Origin of the sequence: Streptomyces sp. NPDC001315, assembly GCF_042896175.1 — a bacterium.
GTDB lineage: Bacteria > Actinomycetota > Actinomycetes > Streptomycetales > Streptomycetaceae > Streptomyces.
Window position 1 is genome coordinate 1 of sequence record NZ_JBIAWZ010000013.1, and the last position, 22,514, is coordinate 22,514.

The 22,514-nt window shown below is 71.9% G+C and carries 26 protein-coding genes and 2 pseudogenes; 14 read left to right on the forward strand and 14 right to left on the reverse strand.

Annotated features, from left to right (window positions below; translation table 11 throughout):
- A pseudogene (locus tag ACFY16_RS28950) lies at positions 1 to 475 on the forward strand (hypothetical protein); the annotation flags it as partial.
- Here the strand turns inward: ACFY16_RS28950 and ACFY16_RS28955 are convergent.
- Entirely contained in the window at positions 472 to 1,434 is a 963-nt protein-coding gene (locus ACFY16_RS28955) for an SDR family NAD(P)-dependent oxidoreductase (protein WP_390650124.1), read from the reverse strand. The pseudogene ACFY16_RS28950 and the gene ACFY16_RS28955 sit on opposite strands and share 4 nt — an antisense overlap.
- A 406-nt stretch (positions 1,435 to 1,840) precedes the next feature.
- The gene (locus ACFY16_RS28960; protein WP_390650125.1) at positions 1,841 to 2,878 is read right to left on the reverse strand and encodes a PHP domain-containing protein; all 1,038 of its coding nucleotides are present in this window, start codon (positions 2,876 to 2,878) and stop codon (positions 1,841 to 1,843) included.
- A 174-nt stretch (positions 2,879 to 3,052) separates the two neighbouring features.
- On the opposite strand from ACFY16_RS28960, the gene ACFY16_RS28965 reads away from it, so the two are divergent.
- Positions 3,053 to 3,301 carry a hypothetical protein gene (locus ACFY16_RS28965; RefSeq protein ID WP_390650126.1) on the forward strand — a complete coding sequence of 83 codons (249 nt, stop codon included), beginning with the start codon at positions 3,053 to 3,055 and terminating at the stop codon, positions 3,299 to 3,301.
- Positions 3,302 to 3,393: 92 nt separating this feature from the next.
- On the opposite strand, the gene ACFY16_RS28970 is transcribed toward ACFY16_RS28965, so the two are convergent.
- On the reverse strand, positions 3,394 to 3,816 hold the full coding sequence (locus ACFY16_RS28970; protein ID WP_390650312.1) for a VanZ family protein: 423 nt from the start codon (positions 3,814 to 3,816) through the stop codon (positions 3,394 to 3,396).
- 516 nt (positions 3,817 to 4,332) lie between these two features.
- Between ACFY16_RS28970 and ACFY16_RS28975 the strand changes: the two genes are divergently transcribed.
- The 6 genes from ACFY16_RS28975 to ACFY16_RS29000 are packed head-to-tail and all read left to right on the forward strand — an operon-like array spanning position 4,333 to position 8,093.
- Positions 4,333 to 4,527 (forward strand): hypothetical protein, encoded by a 195-nt coding sequence (locus ACFY16_RS28975; RefSeq protein ID WP_390650127.1) that lies wholly within the window; start codon positions 4,333 to 4,335, stop codon positions 4,525 to 4,527.
- Positions 4,524 to 4,976: a monovalent cation/H+ antiporter complex subunit F gene (locus tag ACFY16_RS28980; protein WP_390650128.1), complete on the forward strand. Its 453-nt coding sequence runs from the start codon at positions 4,524 to 4,526 to the stop codon at positions 4,974 to 4,976. The genes ACFY16_RS28975 and ACFY16_RS28980 overlap by 4 nt, the downstream gene beginning before the upstream one ends.
- Positions 4,969 to 5,229 carry a Na(+)/H(+) antiporter subunit B gene (locus ACFY16_RS28985; RefSeq protein ID WP_390650129.1) on the forward strand — a complete coding sequence of 87 codons (261 nt, stop codon included), beginning with the start codon at positions 4,969 to 4,971 and terminating at the stop codon, positions 5,227 to 5,229. Before ACFY16_RS28980 ends, ACFY16_RS28985 begins: the two co-directional genes overlap by 8 nt.
- Entirely contained in the window at positions 5,226 to 5,966 is a 741-nt protein-coding gene (locus tag ACFY16_RS28990) for an MnhB domain-containing protein (RefSeq protein WP_390650130.1), read from the forward strand. Before ACFY16_RS28985 ends, ACFY16_RS28990 begins: the two co-directional genes overlap by 4 nt.
- Positions 5,967 to 5,982: 16 nt before the next feature.
- On the forward strand, positions 5,983 to 6,333 hold the full coding sequence (locus tag ACFY16_RS28995) for a sodium:proton antiporter (protein WP_390650313.1): 351 nt from the start codon (positions 5,983 to 5,985) through the stop codon (positions 6,331 to 6,333).
- Positions 6,333 to 8,093: a complex I subunit 5 family protein gene (locus tag ACFY16_RS29000; protein WP_390650131.1), complete on the forward strand. Its 1,761-nt coding sequence runs from the start codon at positions 6,333 to 6,335 to the stop codon at positions 8,091 to 8,093. The genes ACFY16_RS28995 and ACFY16_RS29000 overlap by 1 nt, the downstream gene beginning before the upstream one ends.
- Here ACFY16_RS29000 and ACFY16_RS29005 read toward each other — a convergent pair whose 3' ends face one another.
- Complete coding sequence (locus tag ACFY16_RS29005) at positions 8,094 to 8,756, reverse strand: DUF4230 domain-containing protein (protein ID WP_390650132.1); 663 nt, start codon at positions 8,754 to 8,756, stop codon at positions 8,094 to 8,096.
- Between the two features lie 201 nt (positions 8,757 to 8,957).
- Here ACFY16_RS29005 and ACFY16_RS29010 point away from each other — a divergent pair.
- Positions 8,958 to 9,341, forward strand: a pseudogene (locus tag ACFY16_RS29010) (elongation factor Tu); the annotation flags it as partial.
- A gap of 9 nt (positions 9,342 to 9,350) precedes the next feature.
- Here ACFY16_RS29010 and ACFY16_RS29015 read toward each other — a convergent pair.
- Positions 9,351 to 9,731, reverse strand: coding sequence for an anti-sigma factor antagonist (locus ACFY16_RS29015; RefSeq protein ID WP_390650133.1), 381 nt, complete (start codon positions 9,729 to 9,731; stop codon positions 9,351 to 9,353).
- Between the two features lie 251 nt (positions 9,732 to 9,982).
- On the reverse strand, positions 9,983 to 10,933 hold the full coding sequence (locus ACFY16_RS29020; protein WP_390650134.1) for an NADP-dependent oxidoreductase: 951 nt from the start codon (positions 10,931 to 10,933) through the stop codon (positions 9,983 to 9,985).
- A 71-nt stretch (positions 10,934 to 11,004) separates the two neighbouring features.
- Here ACFY16_RS29020 and ACFY16_RS29025 point away from each other — a divergent pair, with 71 nt between their 5' ends.
- Positions 11,005 to 11,952, forward strand: a complete 948-nt coding sequence (locus ACFY16_RS29025; RefSeq protein WP_390650135.1) for a GlxA family transcriptional regulator — start codon at positions 11,005 to 11,007, stop codon at positions 11,950 to 11,952.
- A 69-nt stretch (positions 11,953 to 12,021) separates the two neighbouring features.
- Positions 12,022 to 12,876, forward strand: a complete 855-nt coding sequence (locus ACFY16_RS29030; RefSeq protein ID WP_390650136.1) for a hypothetical protein — start codon at positions 12,022 to 12,024, stop codon at positions 12,874 to 12,876.
- A 4-nt stretch (positions 12,877 to 12,880) separates the two neighbouring features.
- On the opposite strand, the gene ACFY16_RS29035 is transcribed toward ACFY16_RS29030, so the two are convergent.
- From ACFY16_RS29035 to ACFY16_RS29050, 4 genes are all read right to left on the reverse strand, one after another.
- Positions 12,881 to 13,435: a TetR/AcrR family transcriptional regulator gene (locus ACFY16_RS29035; RefSeq protein ID WP_351137746.1), complete on the reverse strand. Its 555-nt coding sequence runs from the start codon at positions 13,433 to 13,435 to the stop codon at positions 12,881 to 12,883.
- A complete protein-coding gene (locus tag ACFY16_RS29040) occupies positions 13,432 to 13,794 on the reverse strand; it encodes a DUF1304 domain-containing protein (RefSeq protein WP_351137749.1) in 363 nt (120 codons plus the stop codon). Before ACFY16_RS29040 ends, ACFY16_RS29035 begins: the two co-directional genes overlap by 4 nt.
- Positions 13,795 to 13,880: 86 nt before the next feature.
- Positions 13,881 to 15,506, reverse strand: a complete 1,626-nt coding sequence (locus ACFY16_RS29045; RefSeq protein ID WP_390650137.1) for an amidohydrolase — start codon at positions 15,504 to 15,506, stop codon at positions 13,881 to 13,883.
- Positions 15,507 to 15,526: 20 nt separating this feature from the next.
- Positions 15,527 to 17,029 (reverse strand): APC family permease, encoded by a 1,503-nt coding sequence (locus ACFY16_RS29050; RefSeq protein WP_390650138.1) that lies wholly within the window; start codon positions 17,027 to 17,029, stop codon positions 15,527 to 15,529.
- Between the two features lie 126 nt (positions 17,030 to 17,155).
- On the opposite strand from ACFY16_RS29050, the gene ACFY16_RS29055 reads away from it, so the two are divergent.
- Positions 17,156 to 17,875, forward strand: a complete 720-nt coding sequence (locus ACFY16_RS29055) for a TetR/AcrR family transcriptional regulator (protein WP_390650139.1) — start codon at positions 17,156 to 17,158, stop codon at positions 17,873 to 17,875.
- 64 nt (positions 17,876 to 17,939) lie between these two features.
- Positions 17,940 to 18,404, forward strand: coding sequence for a pyridoxamine 5'-phosphate oxidase family protein (locus tag ACFY16_RS29060; RefSeq protein ID WP_390650140.1), 465 nt, complete (start codon positions 17,940 to 17,942; stop codon positions 18,402 to 18,404).
- Between the two features lie 162 nt (positions 18,405 to 18,566).
- Here the strand turns inward: ACFY16_RS29060 and ACFY16_RS29065 are convergent, their stop codons facing one another.
- Both ACFY16_RS29065 and ACFY16_RS29070 read right to left on the reverse strand, forming a co-directional pair.
- Positions 18,567 to 18,863, reverse strand: coding sequence for a DUF4235 domain-containing protein (locus ACFY16_RS29065; RefSeq protein ID WP_390650141.1), 297 nt, complete (start codon positions 18,861 to 18,863; stop codon positions 18,567 to 18,569).
- A 56-nt stretch (positions 18,864 to 18,919) separates the two neighbouring features.
- Positions 18,920 to 19,933 (reverse strand): glutathione S-transferase family protein, encoded by a 1,014-nt coding sequence (locus ACFY16_RS29070; RefSeq protein ID WP_390650142.1) that lies wholly within the window; start codon positions 19,931 to 19,933, stop codon positions 18,920 to 18,922.
- Positions 19,934 to 20,090: 157 nt separating this feature from the next.
- On the opposite strand from ACFY16_RS29070, the gene ACFY16_RS29075 reads away from it, so the two are divergent.
- Positions 20,091 to 21,059 (forward strand): cation diffusion facilitator family transporter, encoded by a 969-nt coding sequence (locus tag ACFY16_RS29075; RefSeq protein ID WP_390650143.1) that lies wholly within the window; start codon positions 20,091 to 20,093, stop codon positions 21,057 to 21,059.
- 55 nt (positions 21,060 to 21,114) lie between these two features.
- On the opposite strand, the gene ACFY16_RS29080 is transcribed toward ACFY16_RS29075, so the two are convergent.
- Both ACFY16_RS29080 and ACFY16_RS29085 read right to left on the reverse strand, forming a co-directional pair.
- Positions 21,115 to 21,564, reverse strand: a complete 450-nt coding sequence (locus ACFY16_RS29080) for a nitroreductase family deazaflavin-dependent oxidoreductase (protein WP_390650144.1) — start codon at positions 21,562 to 21,564, stop codon at positions 21,115 to 21,117.
- A 102-nt stretch (positions 21,565 to 21,666) separates the two neighbouring features.
- Positions 21,667 to 22,299 (reverse strand): LysE/ArgO family amino acid transporter, encoded by a 633-nt coding sequence (locus ACFY16_RS29085; protein ID WP_390650145.1) that lies wholly within the window; start codon positions 22,297 to 22,299, stop codon positions 21,667 to 21,669.
- Between the last annotated feature and the right edge of the window lie 215 nt (positions 22,300 to 22,514).

Below are 22,514 nucleotides of genomic sequence, written 5' to 3' on the forward strand. Positions count from 1 at the left end.
CTGGGTTCGGCGGGCGGGGACGGGAAAACCGGCGGCCGAAAGGCCGCACGGCGTCCCGTCCCCGACCCAACAGATCCAGGCACTGGACCGGTCCCGGCCGGTGCTGCCGATGATGCCGGGGGTTCCCCAGTGGGTCACGCACGACTACGTACGGGCGGGCACCACCACACTGTTTGCCGCACTGGAGGTGGCTACGGGCAAAGTGATCGGCTCCCTGCACCGCCGGCACCGGGCCGAGGAGTTCAAGAAGTTCCTGATCAAGCTCGACCAGGAGGTACCGGCGGGCCTGGACGTCCATCTGGTGCTGGACAACTACGCCACCCACAAGACCGTCCACGCATTGGAGAAGGACATCCGCTCCTGGATCGCCGCATGGAACACCGACCCCAAGCCCTACGTCTGGACCAAGACCGCAAACGAGATCCTCGAACGCCTCGCTAATTATCTGAACAGAATTCCTGACTCAGAAGACTAGCCCGCGAACGCGTTGACGCCCGTGAGCTGCGCCGACAACTCCCACAGACGCGCGGCCTGTTCGGGATCGGTCGCCCAGTCCTTCACGCCGACCGTCGCGCCGTCCGCCGGGGCGGGCTCGGCGACGTCGCAGTCCTCCAGGTACAGGCCGCCCAGGCCGTCCAGCTGGGGCGAGGTCGCCGCCCACACCTGGGTGGCGGCCCCCTGCTCGGGGGTCTTGAAGCCCTCGGGGTTCAGGACGTTGCCGTTCTCGTCGATCCAGCCGCGCTCGACCATCTCCTCCTTGGGGATGTGGCGCTGCAGCGGTGTGATGATGCCCCCGGGGTGGAGCGAGAAGGCCCGTACCCCGGCGTCCCGGCCGAGCTTGTCGAGGTGCACGGCGAACAGCACGTTGGCCGTCTTGGCCTGTCCGTACGCCTCCCACTTGTCGTAGCCGTGGCGCCAGTGGATGTCGTCCCAGCGGATGCCGGAGAAGTGGTGGGCGCGCGAGGAGACGGAGACGACGCGGGCGCCGCCGGGTGCGATCGCCGGCCACAGGCGGTTCACCAGCGCGAAGTGACCGAGGTGGTTCGTGGCGAACTGAGCCTCCCAGCCGGGACCGACCCGCGTTTCCGGGCAGGCCATGATCCCGGCGTTGTCGATGACGAGGTCCACCGTCCGGCCGGAGGCGAGGAACCGCCCGGCGAAGGCGCGCACGCTCTCCAGGTCGCCGAGGTCCAGCTCGTCCAGCTCGACGGCGTCGATCCCGGCCAGCGCCTCCCGGGCCGTGTCCGGGCGGCGGGCGGGGACGACGACGCGGGCGCCCGCCTTCGTCAGGGCGCGTGTGGTCTCCAGGCCGAGGCCCGAGTAGCCGCCGGTGACGATGGCGAGCTTCCCGGTGAGGTCGATGCCCTGAAGGACGTCGTCGGCGGTGCTCGTGGCGCCGAAGCCCGAGCCGATCTTGTGCTGCGCAGTACTCATGCCGGGAACGCTACGAATTCGAGTGCACTCGAAGTCAAGCGGAAAAGGGTGTGGCGGCAGAGGAAAGCCCCGACCGGACGGGGGAATCACGGTCGGGGCGGCCAAGTGGTGGGCACGGATGGCGGTCGCCTCTCGGCGAAAGGCTCCACAGGGCTTCAGCCGAACGATCGTCCCTGCGGGCAAAAGGTGAGGCCCGGGGACACTGTCCCATCCGCACCCACGGTTCGTTCAACGGGTAACCACCGGTCGGTGTTCCCCCGGCCTGCCGTCCCTCGCGGTGATCCGCGTCACCCTTGCCGCACGGCAGCTGGGCGGGGTCGTCGTCGACCGCCTCCGCACCCTCCCGCTCGGCGCGGACCCCGGCGAGCTCCAGCGCGTGTCTCACGGGCTGGGGCGCGGGCTTGCGTCAGGTGTCTGTCGCTCCGGAGGGCGTACGGCCGTCTCGCGTCCAGGCCAGCAGCTCGTCCAGGGACCACGTGGTGACCACGCGCTCGGCGGGCACCCCGCACTCCTCGGCCCGCGCGCAGCCGTGGATCTGCCAGTCCAACTGGCCCGGCGCGTGGGCGTCGGTGTCGAGGGAGAACAGCACGCCCGCCGCCACGGCCCGGCGCAGCAGGCGTCTGGGCGGGTCGAGCCGCTCCGGACGGCTGTTGATCTCCACGGCCGTACCGGATTCGGCGCACGCCGCGAACACCTCGTCCGCGTCGAACTCCGACTCCGGCCGGCCCCGCCCGGTGACCAGACGCCCCGTGCAGTGCCCCAGGATGTCGGCGTGCGGATCGCGTACGGCGGCCACCATGCGCCGGGTCATCGACGCTGCGTCCATGCGCAGCTTGGAGTGGACGGACACGACCACCACGTCGAGCCGCTCCAGCAGCTCCGGCTCCTGGTCGAGGGAGCCGTCGTCGAGGATGTCGCACTCGATGCCGGTCAGCAGCCGGAACGGTGCCCAGGTCTCGTTGAGCTCCGCCACCACCGCCAACTGCTCGCGCAGCCGCTCGGCCGACAGTCCGCGCGCCACCGTCAGCCGTGGGGAGTGGTCGGTCAGCGCCGCCCACTCGTGCCCGAGCGCGGCCGCGGTACGGCCCATCTCCTCGATCGGGCTGCCGCCGTCCGACCAGTCGGAGTGCAGATGGCAGTCCCCGCGCAGCAGCGCCCGCAGCCGCTCACCGCCCTCGGCGAGCGGGCCCGCGGCCTCGCCCTCCAGCTTCTGCAGATAGCCGGGCATCTGCCCGTCCAGCGCCTCCCGCACCACCTGGGCGGTCTTCGGCCCGACGCCCTTGAGCTGCTCCAGCGTCCCGGCCTGCGCCCGCTCGCGCAGCTCCGCCTCCGGCAGCTGCCCCAGCGCGCGCGCCGCGGTGCGAAAGGCGCGGACACGGTACGTCGGCGCCAGGGACCGCTCGAGCAGGAAGGCGATCCGGTCCAGTGCCGCCAGGGGTTCCATCGCCACCTCCTGGATCCAGGGTTCCCCAGCCGCGGCAGGGCCGCACGACAGGAAGGGACGCCCCGGTGACACCGTGCGTCCCTTCCGTCCCAGAGAGTGCGACGGCGGCCGAGATGGGCTCGACGAGTGACGCACGCCACTCGCGACCGCCGGTTGCGTTCTAGGCTCTATGACATGACCGAAGCAGCGTGCCCTCACATCTCCAATCCGCGGATCATGGTGCTCGGGGTCCAGCCGGGCACACCGCCGTTCCGCATCGTGGAGATCGACGGCGAAGTGGTAGGTGAGGCGACGGCCGTCACCGACGTGCTCGCGGCAGCCGCCGCGTTCGGCATCGTCGTTCATGACCTGGACGATCCGGACGTGGTCCGCTGGGTCGGCGGGGACAAGTTCACGTGGACACCGCGCTGGGGCCGCAAGTAGCGCCACCAGCGCGGGCCAGGCTCAGCCGACCGTCCGCTTGTGGTCGGCGGCGTCCGTGAGTGGTTACGTCACCGATTAATTCAAGTGGTAATTTAAGGGCGCTTCCGCGCGTGTACCGCGCGGCTCAGCCTCCGTCCCAGGAGCAGGTAACCCACCAGCGCTCCGCCGGTGTTGAGGATGACGTCGTCGATGTCGAAGGCGCGCCCGGTGATCAGTGCGCCCTGTGCGAACTCCACCAGGAGCATCACGATCGCGGTCAGCAACAGCACGCGCAGCAGCCCGCGGGCCCGCGGGGCCACGACCGGCACCAGAACGCCGAACGGCACGCCGAGCAGCAGGTTTCCGCCGATCTGCTTGACGGCGTCGCGCAGCGCCGGCTGGTCCAGGTAGGCCTTCAGGGAACGGCCCGGATGCAGATTGGTGTGCGTCAGCGCCTCCGACGCGGGTGAGGGCTGGAGGGTGAGCCGGGCCAGCACGACGGCGAAGGCCACCATGAACGCGAAGGCGCAGAGCATCGCCAGCAGGCGGAGGGGGAGGGGGAGGGGACGGTGCCCGCCGCGGGCCGTTCGCGGCGTGACCTTGGCCTTGGCCTTGGCCTGAGTCCCGGCCTTGGCCTTGGCCTTGGCCTCGGCCTGAGTCCCGGCCTTGTCCTTGGGCCGAGTCCTGGCCTTGTGCTTGTCCTTGGCCTTGGCGATGCGAAAGCGGGGCGGCTTGCTGCTGGTGGCGGCCGGCTCGGGCCCGGCGGGAGCCGGCTTCGACCGGAGAGTGCGGGGGAGAAAGGCGGTACGCGACCTCGAGGCTGCGCGGGCCATACGGTCCTCCAGTCTTCAACTTCCCTACGTCATAAGGCGGTTACCCGCGATCGGGCCGTCGATGCCGTGAACGACGGGCGCCCGGAGTGGGCCCGCGTTTCCATTCCTGCGCTCGGGGCAACCGGGTTGGGACCCGCGCGCGCCGCCGCTCGCCACAGCAGGGGCGGTGTTTGGATGCCGGGGAACGACGGACGGGACAGGACCGCGAGGAGGTGGCAGGTGAACCGGCGCGGCCACCGGCGCACGCGGCTCCTCGCGCTCACCGAGCTCCTGGCCTGGTGGGCCGGGCTCACCGCACTGTGGCTGGTTCTGGTCAGCACCCTGGACACCCTGGAGTGGGCGGTCGGCGCGGGCGCCGCTTGCCTGGGAGCGACGGCGGCACGGGCCGCCCGCCGGGCGGTGACCGACCGGTGAACGGCTGGCTCCTCACCGCGACCGGCGTCCTGGCCGGGGGAGTGGGCGCGTCCCTGTGGGGCGTGGCCACCGGCCCGCTGAGCCGCCGAGTGGTCGCCCAGAACCTGTCCACGGCCCTGGCCTGCCCCGCCCTGCTGCTCCTCGCCCAGGCCTACGACCGCCCCTCGTACGTCGACCTCGCCCTGGTCCTCGCGCTGCTGGGCCCGGTCGGCACGCTCGTCTTCGCCAGGCTGCTCGCCGACGAACTGGCCGGAGACCCGCCGCGCGCCTGGGGCGTGACCTGGGCGGCCGCGGGCCTCGGCGCGGTCGTCGTCCTGGCGTTGTGCGCGGCCACCGGGCCGAGCCGGGCGACGGCGAAGCTCCTGGTGACCGGGGCATTGCTGGTCGGCGGGAACATCATCGCCTCGCGCGCGCTGGCCGGCGGATTCGGCGGGGTCCGCCGTGGCTGACGCGGTCATCGTCGTCGCGCTGCTGTTGGTGGCCGCCGCCGCGACCGCCGCCGTCGCGACCCGCGACCCGGTGCACCAGGCCCTCGTCCTGGCGGTGCTCGGCGTGACCCTCGCGGTGTTGTTCACCGTGCTCCAGGCCCCCGACGTAGGGCTCTCGCAGCTGGCCGTCGGCTCGGCGCTGACGCCCCTGTTGCTGCTGCTCACGGTCCGCAAGGTGAAACGGCGGGCGCGACAGAAGCGAGGTGCGCGGTGAACCCCCGCGTCCGGCTGTGGCTCGTGGCGGCCGGCGGCGCCGGGCTGGCCGCGCTGCTCGTCGCCGCCTGCTTCGACCTGCCCGCCTTCGGTGGCGCCCGGCACCCCTACGGCGCACGCGCCGTGCGTGCCGCCCTCGTCCGGCACACCGCGAACGTCATCGCCTCCGTCAACTTCGACCAGCGTGCCTACGACACGCTCGGTGAGATGAGCATCCTGTTCGCGGCTGTGCTCGGCTGCGTCGTCCTGCTGCGCCAGGCCCGCGACGAACACCGCGCGAAGCCCGAGTCCGCCGAGGTGGACCGGCCCGTGCGCGGCTACGCCCTGACCGTCCTGCCCGTCGCCGTCGTCACCGGCCTGTACGTGATCGCGCACGGCCAGCTGAGCCCCGGCGGTGGTTTCCAGGGCGGAGTCGTCGCCGCGACCGCCCTGCACCTGCTCTACCTCGGCGCCGACTACCGCGCCCTGGAACGCGTGCGCCCGGTGGGCCTGTTCGAGGTCGGCGACGCGCTGTCCGCCTCCGCCTACGTCGTCACCGGGCTCGCCGGCGTCCTCGCGGGCACCGCCTTCCTCGCCAACACCCTGCTGCCGTACGGCACGTTCAACACGCTGTCGTCCGGCGGCACCGTCCCGCTGCTGAACGCGGCCATCGGCATGGAGGTCGCCTGCGCGGTCGTCGTGCTGCTCGCCCGCTTCCTGGACCAGGCCGTCGAGATCGAGGAGGAGAGCGCGAGGTGAGGCCGTTGTGACCGCCGTGACGCACGTGCTGCCGTATCTGGTCGCCGTCTGGATCTTCCTGGCCGGCTGCTACGGCCTCGCCACCAGCCGCAACCTGATCCACGCCGTCGGCTGCCTGGCCGTCTGCCAGTCCGGCACCTACGTCCTGCTGCTGGCCGTCGGTTACCGGGACGGTGCCACCGCGCCCGTCTTCTCCGATGTGCAGCCCGGTTCGCGGCCCGTCGTCGATCCGGTCGTACAGGCCCTCGCCCTCACCGACGTCGTGGTCGGCGCCACGGTCACCGCGCTGCTGCTCGCCCTGGTCGTGCAGGTCGCCAAGCGGCACGGGACGGTCGACCCCGACGAACTCTCCGAGCTGCGCGGCTGATGAACCATCTCCTCCCGCTGGTCGTCGCCGTCCCCCTGCTCGGGGCGGGCCTGCTGGTCGCCTGCGGCCGCCGGCTGCCGCGGGTCGCCGCCGAGTCGATCGGCTGCGCCGTCTCGGCCGGCACCGCCGCGCTCGCGCTGATCCTGCTGCTGAACTCCTCGCCGCCCATGATCGAGTGGGCCGGCGGCTGGGTGCCGGTCAACGGCGAGAGCGTCGGCATCGCCCTGACCGGCGACGGCCCGGGGCTCGGCCTGGCCGCGCTCGCCTCCCTGCTGACCTTGGCGGCACTGGCATACTCCTGGCACTACTTCGACGAACCGCCGCGCCGTCACGCCGGTTCCTTCCCCGCGCTGATGCTGGTCTTCCAGGCGGGCATGTGCGGCTTCGCGATCGCCGGGGACCTGTTCAACGCGTTCGTGTTCTTCGAGCTGATGAGCGTCGTCGCGTACGCGCTGACCGGCTACCGGATCGACGACCCCAGGGCCGTGCAGGGCGCGCTGACCTTCGGGATCGTCAACTCCCTCGGCGCGTACGCCATGCTGATGGGCGTCGGGCTGCTGTACGCGCGCACCGGCGAACTGTCCATGACGCAGATCGGCCGGGGGCTCGACGCGCACGGCCGGCCCGACGCACTCGTCCTCGCCGCCTTCGTCCTCGTACTGACCGGGCTGATGGTCAAGGCCGCCGCCATGCCCTTCCACTTCTGGCTGCCGGACGCGCACGCCGTCGCTCCCACCCCCGTGTGCATGCTGCTGTCGGGCGTCATGGTCGAACTCGGGGCGTACGGGGTGTGGCGTGTGTACGGCACCGTGTTCTCCGGGCCCGGCGGGGTCCCGGCGGCCGATGCCGAGCGGGCGCTGGTGGTGCTGGGCTCGGTGACGGCGGTGGTCGGCGCGGTCATGTGCTGGTATCAGCGGCACATCAAACGGCTGCTGGCGTACTCGACGGTCGCCCACACGGGACTCTTCCTGATCGGGATCGGCGTACTCAAGCCCGAGGCCGACGACGGGGTCGCGCTGTACGTCCTCGGCCACGCCGGGGTGAAGGCCGCGCTGTTCGCGTGCACCGGCATCCTCCTCGACCGGTACGGCAGCGTCGACGAGCACGCGCTGCACGGACGCGCCCGCGAACTGCGCGGTGTCGCCGCGCTGTTCACCGCCGGAGGCCTCGGCCTCGCGGGCCTGCCGCCCTTCGGCACGGCACTCGGCAAGGCGATCACGGAGGAGGCGGTGGGCGGCCCGCTCACCGTGCTGTACGTCGCCACGTCGGCGGTCACGGCGGGAGCGGTGCTCCGGGTCGCCGCCCGGGTGTTCCTCGGCCTGGGCCCCCGGCCGGAGGAGACGGCCGAGTACGAGACGACCGGCTCCGGCGAGCGGCCCGAGACCCGGCAGCGACTGACCCGGGTCCCGGACTCCATGACCACGGTCCCCGCGGTGCTGCTCGCCGGAGCGCTCGCCGTCGGCGTGGCCCCCGGCTTCGCCGACCTGGTGGCCCACGCCGTCAACGAAGCCGGGTCCGGAGGCGTGGTCACCTCCGTGCACTGGACCCCCGCCGGAATCCTCCTGGGCCTCCTCTCCACCCTGCTGGCCGTGGGCCTGGCGGCCGTGGCCGTCACCCGCCCGAAGCTGCTCGGCGCGCCGCACCGGCTGCTGCCGCTGCGACGCCTGCAGTCCGGGCACGTCGGGGACTACGTGGCGTGGGTGCTGGTGGGCACGACGCTGCTCGGCGCGCTGGCCCTGCCGGGTGTGGCCGGCGGCTGATCAGGTCCCGTAGGAGACGTGCACCTCCTTGAAGCCGAGGGAGCCCAGCAGCCCTTCCAGCATCTCCGTGGTGTTGGTCTCGGCGCGTGTGGTCAGCCCGCTGTCCTTGGCCGCGTCGCCGATGTGCCGGACCGCGAGCTTCTGCACGGCCTGTTCGCCGTTCGGGTTGTCCGAGAAGAGGTCTCCGAGCCGGTCGAGGAGACCGCGCTGCTTGGAGACGGCGTAGGAACGGTCGGGGTCGAGGGCCGGCTTGCCGAGCTGTGCGTGGGGCAGCCGGAGCGTGGCGGACGTACGGTCGTCGTTGACCGTCACGTCGTTCTTGGCGACCTTGCCGAGGTCGACGTAGGCGTCGACGGTGCCCGCCCCGACGTACAGGGTGCGGGTGCCGCGGAGCGCGTCGGGCAGGTACTTGGCGTCCTTCTCCAGGTCCACGACGACCTGGAAGTTGCCGGAGGCCGCGTCGTAACGGCTCATGTCCTGGATGGACTTGAGCAGTGCCGGCCCCGAGCGGTCCCGGGTCTCGGTGCCGAACAGGTCGCGCAGTCCCGGCAGCACGGCCAGCCGGATCCCGGCGAACAGCACGACGAGCACCAGCACGAAGGCGGTCACCACTTTCGCCCAGCCGGGCATGCGCTTGGGAATGCTCCTGATGGAAGTCGTCATGTCGACGCTCCTCCCTTCCTACTAGGCAGATTCCCCTCAATTCCGTCACCAGACCGCCTTGTTGGCTGATCTCTTCACCCTCCGGGCCGCACCGGTCCGCGGCCGGCGGCGAAGACGACGGTGTGGACGGACGGACTCCGGTGCGGGCACGACGGCCGTACGCCGTGTTCACCGCCGTGAGTCCGTCAGCGCCCTGTTCGAGAGGGCCGGGCCGGGGAGAACGTGGGGCTGCTGCTGCGGGGCGTGAAGCGGGAGGAGGTCGAGCGCGGGCAGGTCGTGATCAAGCCGGGATCGGTCGCCCCGCACACGGAGTTCGAGGCGCGCGCGTACATCCTGTCCAAGGACGAGGGCGGCCGGCACACGCCGTTCTTCCAGAACTACCGGCCGCAGTTCTGCTTCTGCACGACGGACGTGACGGGGGTGGTCACCCTGCCGAAGGGCACCGACATGGTCATGCCGGGCGACAAGACGACGATGCACGTCCAGCTGATCCAGCCGATCGCCATGGAGGAGGGGCTGAAGTTCGCGATCCGCGAGGGCGGCCGGACGGTGGGAGCCGGTCAGGTCACCAGGATTCTCAGGTAGCGAGGAGGGTCATAACGTGCCGGACGTGGCCTCGGGCTGTCCCAGGGCCGCTTCCAGGGTCGGCCGTGGGGGCAGCAGCCGGGACAGGCCGGTCAGCCGCAGGATGCGGAGCGTCAGCGGGTGGGTGCACACCAGATGCAGTTGCCCTCCGTGGTCGAGGACCCGGCGCCGGGCCCGGTAGAGCAGGCGCAGGCCCGAGCAGTCGAAGAACTCGACCTGCTTCAGGTCGATCACGATCCGGGGTTCGGCGCCCGACGTGGCACGGTCCAGGTGTGGGACGATCTCCACGGCCGCGGCGATGTCGATCTCGCCGCGGAACTCCAGGACCGTGTGGCCCCGGTCCCGGTGCACACGCAGATGCCGGGTGAGCGGCGCAGGTTCCTGCTGCACGACATCGCCTCCAACCTGCTCCGGGCGCGGGGACCCCAAAACGCTTGCCCGCTCTGCAAGTTACCCCGGGACGACTGAATTTGAGCATGTTCGATTGACATATGTCTTCGAATTGCGACCGACTTCTTTCAAGATTTGAGCCAACTGGGGCGAACGGCCGGGGAACGACCGGGAAACGACGGGGGCGAAGGCGTGAAGTGAGCGCGGGCAAGGCGATCAAGCCCGTGCTCACCTTCACGTAGCCGGCATCTTCAGATGGTCAGCACCAGCTTCCCCGTGGTCCGGCCGGTGTCGCCGAGCGCGTGTGCCTCGGCGGCGTCGGCCAGCGGGAACGTCCCCGCGATCGTCGCACGCAACGTGCCCTCCTCGACCAGCTCCGCGATGGCCTGCATGCCGGTGCGGTCCGCGTCGACGAGCATGCGCACGGCCCGTACGCCGAGCCGCTCGGCCTCCTCGTAGAAGTCCTGCGACCCCACGGGCAGGATCGACACCACCACCCCGCCGGGGCGCAGCACACGCAGCGAGCGCAACGAGTGGTCGCCGCCGATCGTGTCCAGCACGACGTCGACGTCCTTCACGGCCTCGGCGAAGTCGGTCTCGCGGTAGTCGATCGCCTCGTCCGTGCCGAGTCCGCGCAGGAACTCGTGCTTCCCGGCACTCGCCGTGCCGATCACGTACGCGCCCCTCGCCTTGGCGATCTGTACCGCCACGTGCCCGACCCCGCCGGCCGCCGCGTGGATCAGCACCCGCTGCCCGGGGCGCAGCTCCGCCGTCTCCACCAGGGCCTGCCACGCGGTCAGCGACACCAGCGGCAGCGCGCCCGCCTGCGTGTGGTCGACCTCGGCGGGCTTGCGGGCGAAGGCGCGGGCCGGGGCGGCGACGTACTCGGCGTGCGAGCCGTGGCCGAACGGGTACGGCAGCATGCCGAAGACCTCGTCCCCGGGAGCGAACCGGGCGACGCCGATCCCCACGGCCTCGACCACGCCGGAGACGTCCCAGCCGAGGACGAACGGCGGCTTGCCGAGGAAGCCGCCCGTGGCGCGGTGCTTCCAGTCGGTCGGGTTGATTCCGGCGGCGCGTACCCGGACCAGCACCTCGTTGGGCCGCGGCTCCGGCCGCTCCAGCTCCACGAGTTTCAGGACCTCGGGACCGCCCAGGATGTCCTGGCTGACAGCACGCATCGTGTTCTTCACAGTGTTCATGGTGTCCCAGCGTGCCGGGGGCCGCCCGTCGAGAACATGGCACGATTGCCAACCTTCGATAGAATCATGCCATGCAGCATGTGGAACGGGTCGTGGTCCTGGCGCTGGACGGCGTCTATCCCTTCGAACTGGGCATCCCCAGCCGGATCCTCGGCGCGGCCGACGGCCGGTACGAGGTGCTGACCTGCACCGTCGACGGACGTCCGGTGCGCACCACCGCGGACTTCGCGGTCACGGTCGAGCACGGGCCGGAGGTGCTCGCCACGGCCGATACGGTGGTGATCGCCCCTGTCTCGCCGTCCGGGGTCACCGCCGACCTCTCGGACGAGGTCGTGGCGGCCCTCGCGCACATCCGGCCCGACGCCCGCATCGTCTCCATCTGCACCGGCGCCTTCGTGCTCGCCGCGGCCGGACTCCTGGACGGCCGGAAGGCGACCACGCACTGGCAGCTGGCCGACGCGTTCCGGCGCATGTACCCGCACGTGTCCCTGGACCCCGACGTCTTGTTCGTCGCGGACGGCCGCATCCTGACCTCGGCCGGAGCCGCCTCCGGCGTCGACATCTGTCTGCACATCGTGCGCACCGACCACGGCAGCGAACTGGCCAACACGGTCGCCCGGCGCTGCGTGGTCCCGCCGTTCCGGGACGGCGGCCAGGCCCAGTACATCGAGCAGCCCGTGCCCGCGTCCGGTTCCGCCGGCACGGCCGCCACCCGCGCCTGGGCCCTCGAACGCCTCGACGACACCCTCACCCTCGCCGATCTGGCCGGCCACGCCCGCATGAGCCTCCGTACCTTCGCCCGCCGCTTCCATGACGAGGTGGGCCTCAGCCCGGGCCGCTGGCTGATCCAGCAGCGCGTCGCCCGGGCCCGGCACCTGCTGGAGTCCAGCGACCTCTCCGTGGACCAGATCGCGGGCCGGGTCGGCTTCGCCACGGGCGCCTCCCTGCGCCAGCATCTGCACGCGGCGATCGGGGTCTCGCCGCAGGCGTACCGACGGACGTTTCAGGCGACCCGCTGACCACCGAACGATCCCGGCCACTCGTGCGTCGCAGGAGGGCACACGCGAGTCGGAGGAACAGGGGTGGGGATGCGCAAGGGGATCGTGGCGACGGTGGTGCTGGTCGGTCTGACGGCGGTGGGGTGCGGCGACGGGATGCGCGACGACCTCGTCGTCACCGGCACGCCCCCGGCCACACCGTACGCCGGGCGGCTGGATCTGCCGTTCAAGGAGAGCGCCGACGGCAGTCCGCGCGAGGCAGAGCAGAGTTCGGGCTCGGCCGGCCAGGCGCTGGAATGCGACCACGGGATCTACGAGGGCACCGGGGGCGATGGGTGGAGCAAGGGTGACGGCGGCAAGACACCGGAAGAGGGCCTGAACGCCTACTTCAACATCTATCAGCCCGAGGTGCCGGAAAGCGGCTACCGGGTGGAGCGCAAGGAAGAAGACCGTGTCCTGTTCTCGTACGACGTCAAGGGCAGGACCAAGGTCGCCGTCGTGGTGGCCAAGGACCAGCCGAACCGCCCCGGCTGGGGCCCGGAGACCAGCGCCTCCTGCGACCCCGCCGAATTCCCGGCGAGCTTCACCGACTCGAAGGACTATGAGATCTGGCTCGACCGCGACGGCAACCGCGTGCCCACCTCCGTGGTGAGCAGCTCCGCGGGTGCGGCGCACTGCGACTGGGAGAGCGTGCACTTCCTCGGCGTGGGGCAGGGCGAGAAGAGCAAGCAGTACGTGCGCGACCCGCACGGGGTGCTCGGGACCGAGCCGCTCACCGCCCCGTACGACGGAGATGTCCGTATGCCCGCCGACGCCCGTGACACTGGCTACCACTTCCACGACTGGGAACTGTGGCTGGCAGCCGACAAGGCAACGGCCTACATCCGCACCCCCGACGGGGTGGAGGCATGGCCCGCTACGAGGGCAGGGGTGGGCTGCAGGTGAGGCGTCAGCGGCTCATGTGCAGGGCCACGAGCAACTGCCAGACCTGATCGGCGATCTCCTGCGGGGTGCCCTCCAGCACCCCGTGCAGCCAGTCGGCGAGGACCCCCGCGAAGGTGGCGGCGACCGCGGAGGCGACGAGCGGGGCGTCCGGGGCGCCGACCAAGGTGCGCTCGGCCAGGCTGCGGGCGCGCAGATCCCGGTGCAGCACGAGACCGAGCGGGCCGCCGCCGCCCGGGCTCAGGAGAGCGCGGTAGAGGGCGGCGCGCGGGGCCAGCTCGGCGAAGAACGTGCGGAGCGCGGGCGGCGCGGACACCGGGTCGGGCCGCCCGCGCCACGCGTGCAGTGCCTCCACGGCGTCCCGTACGACATCGGCGCAGGTGTCGACGGCCAGCGCCTCCAGGTCGGCGTAGTGCACGTAGAACGTGGCCCGGCCGACGCCGGCCCGCCGCACCAGCGCGGCCACGCCGACCTCCTCCAGCGGCCGCTCGGCGCACTCCTCCAGCAGCGCCTGCCGCAGCTTCGCCCGGGTCCGGGCGGCCCGCGGGTCGTCCGGCGTCACTGTGCGACGAGGACGGCGGCCAGGGCGAGCGCGCCGGGCAGGGCCTGCGCGAAGAGGATCCGGCGGTTCGCGGTGACCGATCCGTACACACCCGCGACCACGACGCAGCACAGGAAGAAGACCTGCACACGGAAGCCGGTCGGATCCGCCGCGATCAGTCCCCACACCAGCCCCGCCGCCAGAAACCCGTTGTAGAGCCCCTGGTTCGCGGCCAGCGGCGCGGTCGCCCGGGCCATCTCCGCGTCGAACCCGTGCAGCCCCCGCCCCGGCTTCTTCTGCCACAGGAACATCTCCAGCACCAGGATGTACGCGTGTAGCGCGGCCACCAGGCCCACCAGCACGTTCGCGACGGTCTCCATACCCTCCCCCTTCTTGGACAGGTGTCCACTGTACATGGACAGGTGTCTGGGAAACCGTGGCTCGGGGCCCCTCGCTTCGAACCCCTCTAGTCCGCCGAATACACCCGCTCGCCTCCCACATACGTCAGCGCCACGGCCGTCTCCGCGATCGCCTCCGGCGGCCCGGCGAACGGATCGCGGTCCAGTACCACGAGGTCGGCCAGGGCCCCCACCCGTACCTGGCCGGTGTCGTCGAGGTGGTTCACGTACGCCGATCCGGCCGTGTACGCCGTGAGCGCCTCTGTCAGTCCGATGCGCTCGCCGGGCAGGAACACCGGACCGGAGCCGCCTGGCTCGACCCGGTTGACCGCGACATGAATGCCCTGGAGCGGATCCGGGCTGCTGACCGGCCAGTCGCTGCCCGCCGCGAGGGTGGCGCCCGAGCGCAGCAGCGCGCCGAACGGGTACTGCCACACGGCCCGTTCGGGCCCGAGGAAGGGGATCGTCAGCTCGTCCATCTGCGGTTCGTGCGCCGCCCACAGCGCCTGGATGTTGGCGGTGGCGCCCAGCCGGGCGAAGCGTGGTACGTCGTCGGGGTGCACGACCTGGAGGTGCGCCAGATGTGGCCGGGTGTCGCTCGGTCCGTTCGCGGCGCGCGCGGCCTCGACCGCGTCCAGGGCGTCGCGTACGGCCCGGTCGCCCAGCGCGTGGAAGTGGCACTGGAAGCCGAGTGCGTCCAACTCCGTGACGTACTTGGGTAGTTGTGAGGCGTCGACGAAGCTGGTGCCCCGGTTGGCGGTGGCGCAGCCGCACCGGTCCAGATACGGGTCCAGCAACGCGGCGGTGCCGTTCTCGGCGACCCCGTCCAGCATCAGCTTCACGGTGCCCGCACGGAACCGGCCGTGGCTCAAGGCGGCCCGCCGTTCGACGAGTTCGGGGATCTGCTCGCAGCCGCGCTCGCGGTCCCACCACAGGGCGCCGACGACACGCGCGGTCAGCGAGCCGTCGCGGGCCGCCGTCCGATACGCCTCGGACGGGTCGTCCATGCCGAGGAAGTCCCCGACCAGCGCGTCCTGCCAGGCCGTGATGCCGAGTGCGTGCAGTGCCCGCTGGGCGTGCAGCAGCGCGGCCAGCCGGTCGGCCGCCGTGGCCGGCGGTGCGAGCCGTCCGACCAGCTGCATCGCCCCCTCCTGCAGCGTCCCGCTCGGCTCACCGGAGGCGTCCCGCTCGATGCGTCCGTCGGCCGGATCAGGGGTGTCCCGGGTGATTCCGGCCAGCGCGAGGGCGCGGCTGTTGACCCAGGCACCGTGGTGGTCGCGGTTGGGCAGATAGACGGGTCGGTCGGGGACGGCCGCGTCCAGGAGTTCCTTCGTCGGCGTACCGCCCTCGAACGCCTCCATCGACCACCCGCCGCCGAGGATCCACTCCCGCTCCGGATGCGCCCGCGCGTAGGCCCGGACGGCGGCAAGGGTGTCGTCGGGGGTCCGGATCCCGGTGAGGTCGCACTGGGAGAGCTCGAGTCCCGCCGGCACCGGATGGACATGCGCGTCCTGGAAGCCGGGCAGCAGCAGCCGGCCGGCGAGGTCGACCACCTCCGTCCGGGGTCCGGCGAGGTCGAGCACCTCGGTGTGTCCGACGGCGGTGACGCGGTCACCGGTGACGGCCACGGCGGTCGCCGTGCGGCCCTCGGGGGTGAGGACGGGGCCGCCGGTGAAGAGGAGGTCAGCGTGCATGTTTCGTTTCCTTGTCGGGGCTATCGAGGTGTGGCGAGGAGCCGGGGCGCGTCGGCGTCGGTGCCCTCGCCCGTGCGGAAGTACGGCGACCTGCGCACGAACTTCGCCCAGGCGGCGGCCGCGAACCCGGACGCGATCATCACCAGAGGCACGAGCAGCAGGAACCACCCGTTGTCCGCGCTGAGTTCGAGATGGTCGGCGGAGGTGTAGAAGGACCAGCCGAGGTAGCCGCCGAGCGACAGCAGCGCCGTGGCGCTCAGCGCCGGCAGCACCACCGCGCGCACGCCCTGCCGCCAGTCCTCGCGGAGCAGGCCGCGGAAGCGCACGGCCGCGGCGAGCGCGGTGAGCGCGTACGACAGCGCGACGACGATGCCCACGGCGTTCACCGTCGCCATGATCATGTCGGCGAGCCGCGGGATGACCAGGGCCAGCGCCGCCACCGCCGTGGCCAGCGCGCCGATCAGCAGCGTCCCGGCCGCCGGAGTCCCGTACCGGGAGCTGATCCTGGACCACACCGGCCCGACCGTACGGTCCCGGCTCATCGCGAACATGGCCCGGGCCGTGGGAATCACCCCGGCCTGCAACGAGGCGACCGCCGAGAACATCAGGGCCACCAGCGGCAGCGCGGCCAGCGGCTGCGCGGCCAGCCGGTCGCCGAAGTACGCCAGCCCCTCGGCGCCGTGCCCGGCCAGCTCCTCCACCGACAGCACACGTTGGAAGGCGACCGAGCCGAGCAGAAACAGCACCAGCATCGTCACCAGCGTGATGAACCCGGCGCGCGAGGCGTCCCGCGGGTCGCGCACCTCCTCGTTGACGCTGAACGCGGCCTCGAAACCCCAGTAGCAGAACACCGAGAGCAGCAGCCCCTGGGCGAGCGCCGACGCCGACGGGACGGCGAAGGGATCGAACCAGCTCAGGCTGAAGGCGTGTGGGCCGGTGACGATGCCGTAGCCGCAGAACCCGAGCAGCACGACGTACTCGAAGACCAGCAGGCCGGTCTGGAGCCGTGCCGCCGTGCGGATGCCGGTGACGGCGGTCAGGGTGACCGCGGCCAGTACCACGATCCCGACCGCGGTGGTCTGGGCCGTCGAGCCCGGGTCCAGTGTCAGCCCGCCCACCCGGTGCAGCCCGGCCTCCCCGGCCAGCTGGAGGACCGCCGACCCGGTGACCGCCGTGGTGTACGCGAGGAACGCCACCGTGGCCACGATGTTCACCCAGCCGACCATGAAGCCGAGCCACGGGGTCAGCGAACGGCCCACCCACACATAGCCGTTGCCCGCGTTCGGCTCGACCCGGTTCAGCCGGGAGTACGCGCCCGCGATCCCCAGGATCGGCACGAACGCCAGCAGCATGATCGCCGGCAGATGCAGACCGACCACCCCGGCCGTGACCCCGAGGCCGATGCCGATGCTGGTGGTCGCCGCCGTACTGGACGCGGCGATGGCGACGCCGTCCAGGACGCCGAGGGACTTGCGCAGCGTGGGCCGCGCGGGAGGGTCGGCACCGTAGGGCTTGTCTGTCATGGCCAGGACTCCGCTCGCACCGGGGGGCCTGGTCGGCCCCGGTGAACGCACATGAAACTGGCCCGGGACTTAACAGGTCAACGGTGTTGTCATAAGGTGCCCGCACCGGCCTCAGGGAGGCAGCCCATGACCGACCGTGTCGTCCCGCCCGCCGCCCGGCGGCGCAGACGCCCCACCAAACAGGGCGTCGTCCTCTCCACGGAGCTGATCGTCGCGACCGCCCTCAGGCTGATCGAGGAGCACGGCGCCGACGCCCTCTCGGTGCGCCGCCTGGGCCGGGCCCTGGGCGCCGACCCCAGCTCCCTGTACCGCTACTTCAGGCACACCGACGACCTGATGCTCGCCATCGCCGACGAGCTCATCGGCCGTACCCTGCGCACCTGGCGACCCACCGGCGACTGGCGGGCGGACCTGCGCGACCTGGGCCTGAGGATGCACGCGGGCGCCCTCGCGCATCCGCGAGCGGCGGTGCTGAGCTCGTACCGCGTGACCGGGCGCGTCCACGAGATCCAGGCCGTGGAGGGGATCCTTGGCGTGCTGCGCGAGGCCGGCTTCCCCGACGAGGAGGCGGTGCGGATCTACCACGCCTTCGTCGACCAGACCCTGGCCTTCAGCGCCCTCGACTCCGCGAACAGGGGGCTGCCGCAGGCCGCGCGCGAGGCGGAGGCGGCCGTGTGGCGGGCGACGTACGCCCGGCTGCCCGCCGACACCCACCCGCACATCGCCGCCGCGGCCCGCCACCTCGTGGCCACTATGCGGCACAGCTCCTACCCGGCCGCGCTGGACCTGCTGCTGAGCGCGGCGACGGCGCGTCTGGCGGAGATCAGTGCGCGGGCGGGCGGCTGACGGTCACACTGGAAGACGTGTGACCGTCAGCGAAGTACGACATCCCGCCGGGAGGCCTTCGACGATGACCCCAGCACCCGCACGCCCCGCCAAGCAGCGCAAGCACGACACCCTGCACCGACTGGAACACGACGTGGACGCGTGGGTCGCCACGGCCGACGAGGCCGGAGGTACCCCGTACCTGGTCCCGCTCTCCTTCTTCTGGGACGGCGCGACCCTGCTGATCGCCACTCCGGCCGCCAGTCCCACCGGCCGCAACCTGCGGGCCACGGGCCGGGCGCGGCTCGGCATCGGACCCACCCGCGATGTGGTGATCGTCGAGGGCAGCGTCCTGACGGTGCCGCCCGAGGACCTGCCCGAGGAGGACGCCGAGATCTTCGCGGGCAAGACCGGCTTCGACCCGCGCCAACTCGCCACGCCGTATCTGTACTTCCGGGTCCGCCCCGAGCGCGTGCAGGCCTGGCGCGAGGCGGACGAGCTGGACGGGCGGGAGCTGATGCGAGACGGGAAGTGGCTGGTGGCCGACTGAATCCGCCGGGCCGGGATGTTCGCAAGGTACAGGGGGGGCGGCGGGGCCTGTCCCTGGAGACCAGGGGCGCGCCGACCCGGCCGGCCACTCCGTCACCCTCCGCCTCGTCCCGTCCGACGGCACCGAAGCAGGGCTGACTGACGGGCGGGCGGACCGGGTCCGTCAGTCGCGGCCGCCGTGGTCCTTCGCCGGCCAGACGCCGGTCGACCGTTCGATGGCCTTCGCGCCCGTGCGGTCCACGACGCTGCGCACCGCCGCGAAGATGGCGCCCTGGATCGCGGCGGCCAGCAGGATCTCGCCCCAGCCGCGGTCCGGGTCCAGCGCGTCCGGGGCGTCGTCCTCGTGCCGGATCGCCTTCCACGTCCGGCGGAAGGCGAGCCCCGCGACCGCACCGCCCACCCAGCCGAGCACGAAGCCGAGGGGTTGGTAGACGAGGGGGAGCTTGTTCTTCTTGGACACTGGATCTCCTTGTCGTACGGGGCCTACCGGCTCGTACGGGTGAGTCGAGGGATGGGTCAGGGCCGCCCCCGGGCGGGTACCTCCTCGTCGGCGCGCACCGGCCCCGGCGGTGTCCCGTCCCCGAAGGGGCGGCCGCCGAGCCGCTCCCGGCGGTGCGGTGTCAGCCAGCCGGACAGGTCGGGCCCGAGGGGCACGATGCGGGTCGGGTTGATGCCCGTGTGCACCTGGTAGTAGTGCCGTTTGATGTGGTCGAAGTCGACCGTGTCACCGAAGCCGGGCGTCTGGTAGAGGTCGCGGGCGTAGCCCCACAGCACCTCGTTCTCGGTCAGCTTCCAGCGGTTGCACTTGAAGTGGCCGTGGTAGACGGCGTCGAAGCGGACCAGCGTGGTGAACAGCCGGATGTCCGCCTCCGTGATCGCCTCGCCCACGAGATAGCGCTGCCGTTCCAGCCGGGGCGTGAGCAGCTCCAGACGCCGGAAGACACCCGCGCAGGCGGCCTCGTACTCCTCCTGGCCGCGAGCGAAACCCGCGCGGTACACACCGTTGTTGACGTCCTCGTAGACGTCCGCCATGACCTCGTCGATCTCGTCGCGCAGCGCCTCCGGGTAGAGGTCCGGCGCCCCGTCCCGGTGCAGGGCGCTCCACTGGGTGGCGAGGTCCAGGGTGAGCCGCTGGTAGTCGTTGGTGACCAGCTTGCCGCTGGGCACGTCCACCACGGCGGGCACACTGACCCCGCCCGGGTAGTCCGTCTCCCGACGGTCGTAGGCCTCGCTCAGGAACCGGATGCCGAGGACGGGATCCCGGCCGTCCGGATCCAGGGTGAACCGCCAGCTGCGGTCGTCCTGGAGGGGGTCGACGACGGCCAGGGACAGGGCGTCCTCCAGGCCGAGGAGCCGCCGGGAGACCACGGCCCGGCTCGCCCACGGACAGGCCCGGCTGGCCACCAGCCGGTAGCGACCCGCCGCCACCGGCCAGCCGTCCCGGCCGTCCGCGGTGATCCGGTCGGTGAAGTGGCTCCTGGACCGCGTGAACGGCTTGTGCCCGTACGCGCTGTTGCCGTCGCCGGCCATGATCCCTCCTTGTCGCACACATATCCGCCACGTCCCCCCATGAAGGCCCACGAAGGCCTTGCACGAGGGCCCTCGACATGGCTTCCTGGTCTCCGCGTTCCCCGATTTCGGCCGACGGCACGGTTACGAGTCGTACCGACCGGGGCAGTCGGCGAACGTGAGCGGGACAACGGCAGAGAGCAATCCGGACCGGAAGACACGCGTCACCGTGCTCGTGGCGCTCACCGCGAATCTCGTCATCGCGGTCGCCAAGGCCGTCGGCGGCCTGTTCGCGGGCTCGCCCGCGCTGCTGTCGGAGGCCGCGCACTCCGTGGCCGACAGCCTGAACGAGGTCTTCCTCCTGGCCGCGCTGCGCCGCAGCCGCCGCCCCGCCGACCGACGCCACCCCTTCGGCTACGGCAAGGAACGCTATTTCTGGTCGCTCCTGGCGGCCGTCGGCATCTTCGTGATGGGCGGCTGCTTCTCCTTCTTCCAGGGCTTCGAGGCGCTCAGGAACGGCACCGAGGAGAAGCTCAGCGGCTATGTGGCGGGCCTGATCGTGCTCGGCGTCGCCTTCGTCGCCGAGGGCGTCTCGCTGCTGCGGGCCCTGCACCAGGTGCGCGCCCAGGGCGGCGCGTCCGGCCTGCGCGACCCTGCCCTGCGTACGGTCGTCGCCGAGGACGGCACGGCCGTGCTGGGCGTGACCCTGGCCATGGTCGGCATGGCGCTGCACATGGTCACGGGACAGGTGGTGTGGGAGGCGGCCGCCTCGATCGCGATCGGGGCGCTGCTGGTCTTCGTCGCGTACGTGCTCGGCCGCGAGGCGCGCGACCAGCTCATCGGGGAGGCCGCCGACCCGGAACTGCGTGGCAGGATCCGGGCGCTGCTGGAGGCGCAGCCCGAGATCGACAGCGTGGAGGCGCTGTTCACGATGATGACGGGGCTGGAGTCGACCCTGGTGGCCGCACGGATCGACCTGGTGCCAGGCCTGGACAGCGAGGAGGTCGAGGAGGTCGCGGTGCGTATCAAGCGGTCCGTCGCCCGTATGTTCCCTCAGGCGCGGGAGATCTTCCTCGACGTGACCGACCGGCGCGCACAGGAGGCAGGGCAAAGCCCCGCCGCGACGGGGGAGCGCGGCGGGGCCTGAACCTCGGGTGCCCGGCGGACGCCGGTGCATGCATCCCGGTCGGGAAAAATTCCGCTCAGTTTCCGTCGGCCGGTTCGAGCACGAAGACCGGGATCTCGCGGTCCGTCTTCTCCTGGTAGTCCGCGTACGGCGGGTAGGCGGCGACGGCGCGCTTCCACCACTCCGCCTTCTCCTCGCCGGTCACCTCGCGGGCCCTCATGTCCTGCTTGCTCGGCCCGTCCTGCAGCTCCACCTGGGGATCGGCCTTCACGTTGTGGTACCAGACGGGGTGCTTGGGTGCCCCGCCCAGCGAGGCGACGGCGGCATAGCGTCCGTCGTGTTCGACGCGCATCAGCGGCGTCTTGCGGAGCTTGCCGCTCTTCGTGCCTCGCGTGGTCAGCAGGATGACGGGCAGTCCCGTGTCCAGCAGGGTCGTCCCCTTGGTGCCTCCGGAGCTCTCGTACAGCTCCACCTGTTCACGTACCCACTGCGTCGGGCTGGGTTCGTACTCGCCCTCAAGCGGCATGGCATTCGTCCCATCGTCGCGTCGTACGGCTGATCGCACAGTACTTCAACACCGCGACGTCCGGCATTCGTCCGGGACCACGGTGCACGGTGCAGATCAGCCTTACCCGGACGCCACCAGCATCCGCGCGGCCAGCGCGGCCATCACCCCGCTGGACGCGAGCGCCGTCACCAGCCGCCCCCGGTGTCCCGTCAGCGCCCGGCCGAGCAGCGCGCCGCCCCCGGCGATCAGCAACTGCCAGCTCGCGGACGCGGCGAAGGCCGCCAGGACGAAGACGCCTTGTTCCAGGGGGCGTACGCTGCGCGCCGTGCCGGCGCCGAGGACGAGCGCGGCGAAGTAGATCACGGTGGTGGGGTTGAGCAGGGTGATGCCGAGCAGCCCCAGATAGGCCCGGGCGGGGCTCGGTGGCGGCGGGTCGGAACGGGTGGCGAGCCGGTGGCCCCGGTACCGGCGCACCGCTGTGACCGCGCTGCGTACCGCCAGTGCGATCAGCACCAGTGCCGAGGCCCAGCGCAGCGGCCCCAGGGCCGGTCGCAGCGCGGCGGCCAGGGCGGAGCCGCCGAGCGTGGCCAGAAGGGCGTAGAGCCCGTCGGCACTCGCCACGCCGAGCGCGGCACAGGCGCCGGTGCGCAGCGAGGTGCGGGCGGTGAGGGAGACGAGGTAGGTCGCGACCGCGCCGACGGGTACGGCGATGCCGTAGCCCGCGACCAGGCCCGCGACGAGCGCGGCCGTCACGACCGGGCGGAATCGGGCCTCCGGGGGCGGCCGGGCTGCTGCTGGACGCGGACCGGAAGCAGGGCGGCGGGCGTCAGCGGCAGAAAGGCATCGGTCGTAGGCATGGCGAGATACTGGGGGTCGTGGCTTCCCCGCGGCAACCGAATTAAGAGGTGACCGCGCGCACGGACCCCGAACCCACCGAGCGGAGGTCAGCATTCCGGCCAGATTGCCCC

Coding starts and splice junctions, on each gene's coding strand:
- ACFY16_RS29055 (WP_390650139.1), top strand. CDS start 17,156: ATGACCGACCGTGTCGTCCCGCCCGCCGCCCGGCGGCGCAGACGCCCC.
- ACFY16_RS29030 (WP_390650136.1), top strand. CDS start 12,022: ATGCGCAAGGGGATCGTGGCGACGGTGGTGCTGGTCGGTCTGACGGCG.
- ACFY16_RS29000 (WP_390650131.1), top strand. CDS start 6,333: ATGAACCATCTCCTCCCGCTGGTCGTCGCCGTCCCCCTGCTCGGGGCG.
- ACFY16_RS29020 (WP_390650134.1), bottom strand. CDS start 10,933: ATGAACACTGTGAAGAACACGATGCGTGCTGTCAGCCAGGACATCCTG.
- ACFY16_RS29070 (WP_390650142.1), bottom strand. CDS start 19,933: ATGGCCGGCGACGGCAACAGCGCGTACGGGCACAAGCCGTTCACGCGG.
- ACFY16_RS29060 (WP_390650140.1), top strand. CDS start 17,940: ATGACCCCAGCACCCGCACGCCCCGCCAAGCAGCGCAAGCACGACACC.
- ACFY16_RS29005 (WP_390650132.1), bottom strand. CDS start 8,756: ATGACGACTTCCATCAGGAGCATTCCCAAGCGCATGCCCGGCTGGGCG.
- ACFY16_RS29080 (WP_390650144.1), bottom strand. CDS start 21,564: ATGCCGCTTGAGGGCGAGTACGAACCCAGCCCGACGCAGTGGGTACGT.
- ACFY16_RS28960 (WP_390650125.1), bottom strand. CDS start 2,878: ATGGAACCCCTGGCGGCACTGGACCGGATCGCCTTCCTGCTCGAGCGG.
- ACFY16_RS29025 (WP_390650135.1), top strand. CDS start 11,005: ATGCAGCATGTGGAACGGGTCGTGGTCCTGGCGCTGGACGGCGTCTAT.
- ACFY16_RS28970 (WP_390650312.1), bottom strand. CDS start 3,816: ATGCTCTGCGCCTTCGCGTTCATGGTGGCCTTCGCCGTCGTGCTGGCC.
- ACFY16_RS28955 (WP_390650124.1), bottom strand. CDS start 1,434: ATGAGTACTGCGCAGCACAAGATCGGCTCGGGCTTCGGCGCCACGAGC.
- ACFY16_RS29050 (WP_390650138.1), bottom strand. CDS start 17,029: ATGACAGACAAGCCCTACGGTGCCGACCCTCCCGCGCGGCCCACGCTG.
- ACFY16_RS29045 (WP_390650137.1), bottom strand. CDS start 15,506: ATGCACGCTGACCTCCTCTTCACCGGCGGCCCCGTCCTCACCCCCGAG.
- ACFY16_RS28965 (WP_390650126.1), top strand. CDS start 3,053: ATGACCGAAGCAGCGTGCCCTCACATCTCCAATCCGCGGATCATGGTG.
- ACFY16_RS29040 (WP_351137749.1), bottom strand. CDS start 13,794: ATGGAGACCGTCGCGAACGTGCTGGTGGGCCTGGTGGCCGCGCTACAC.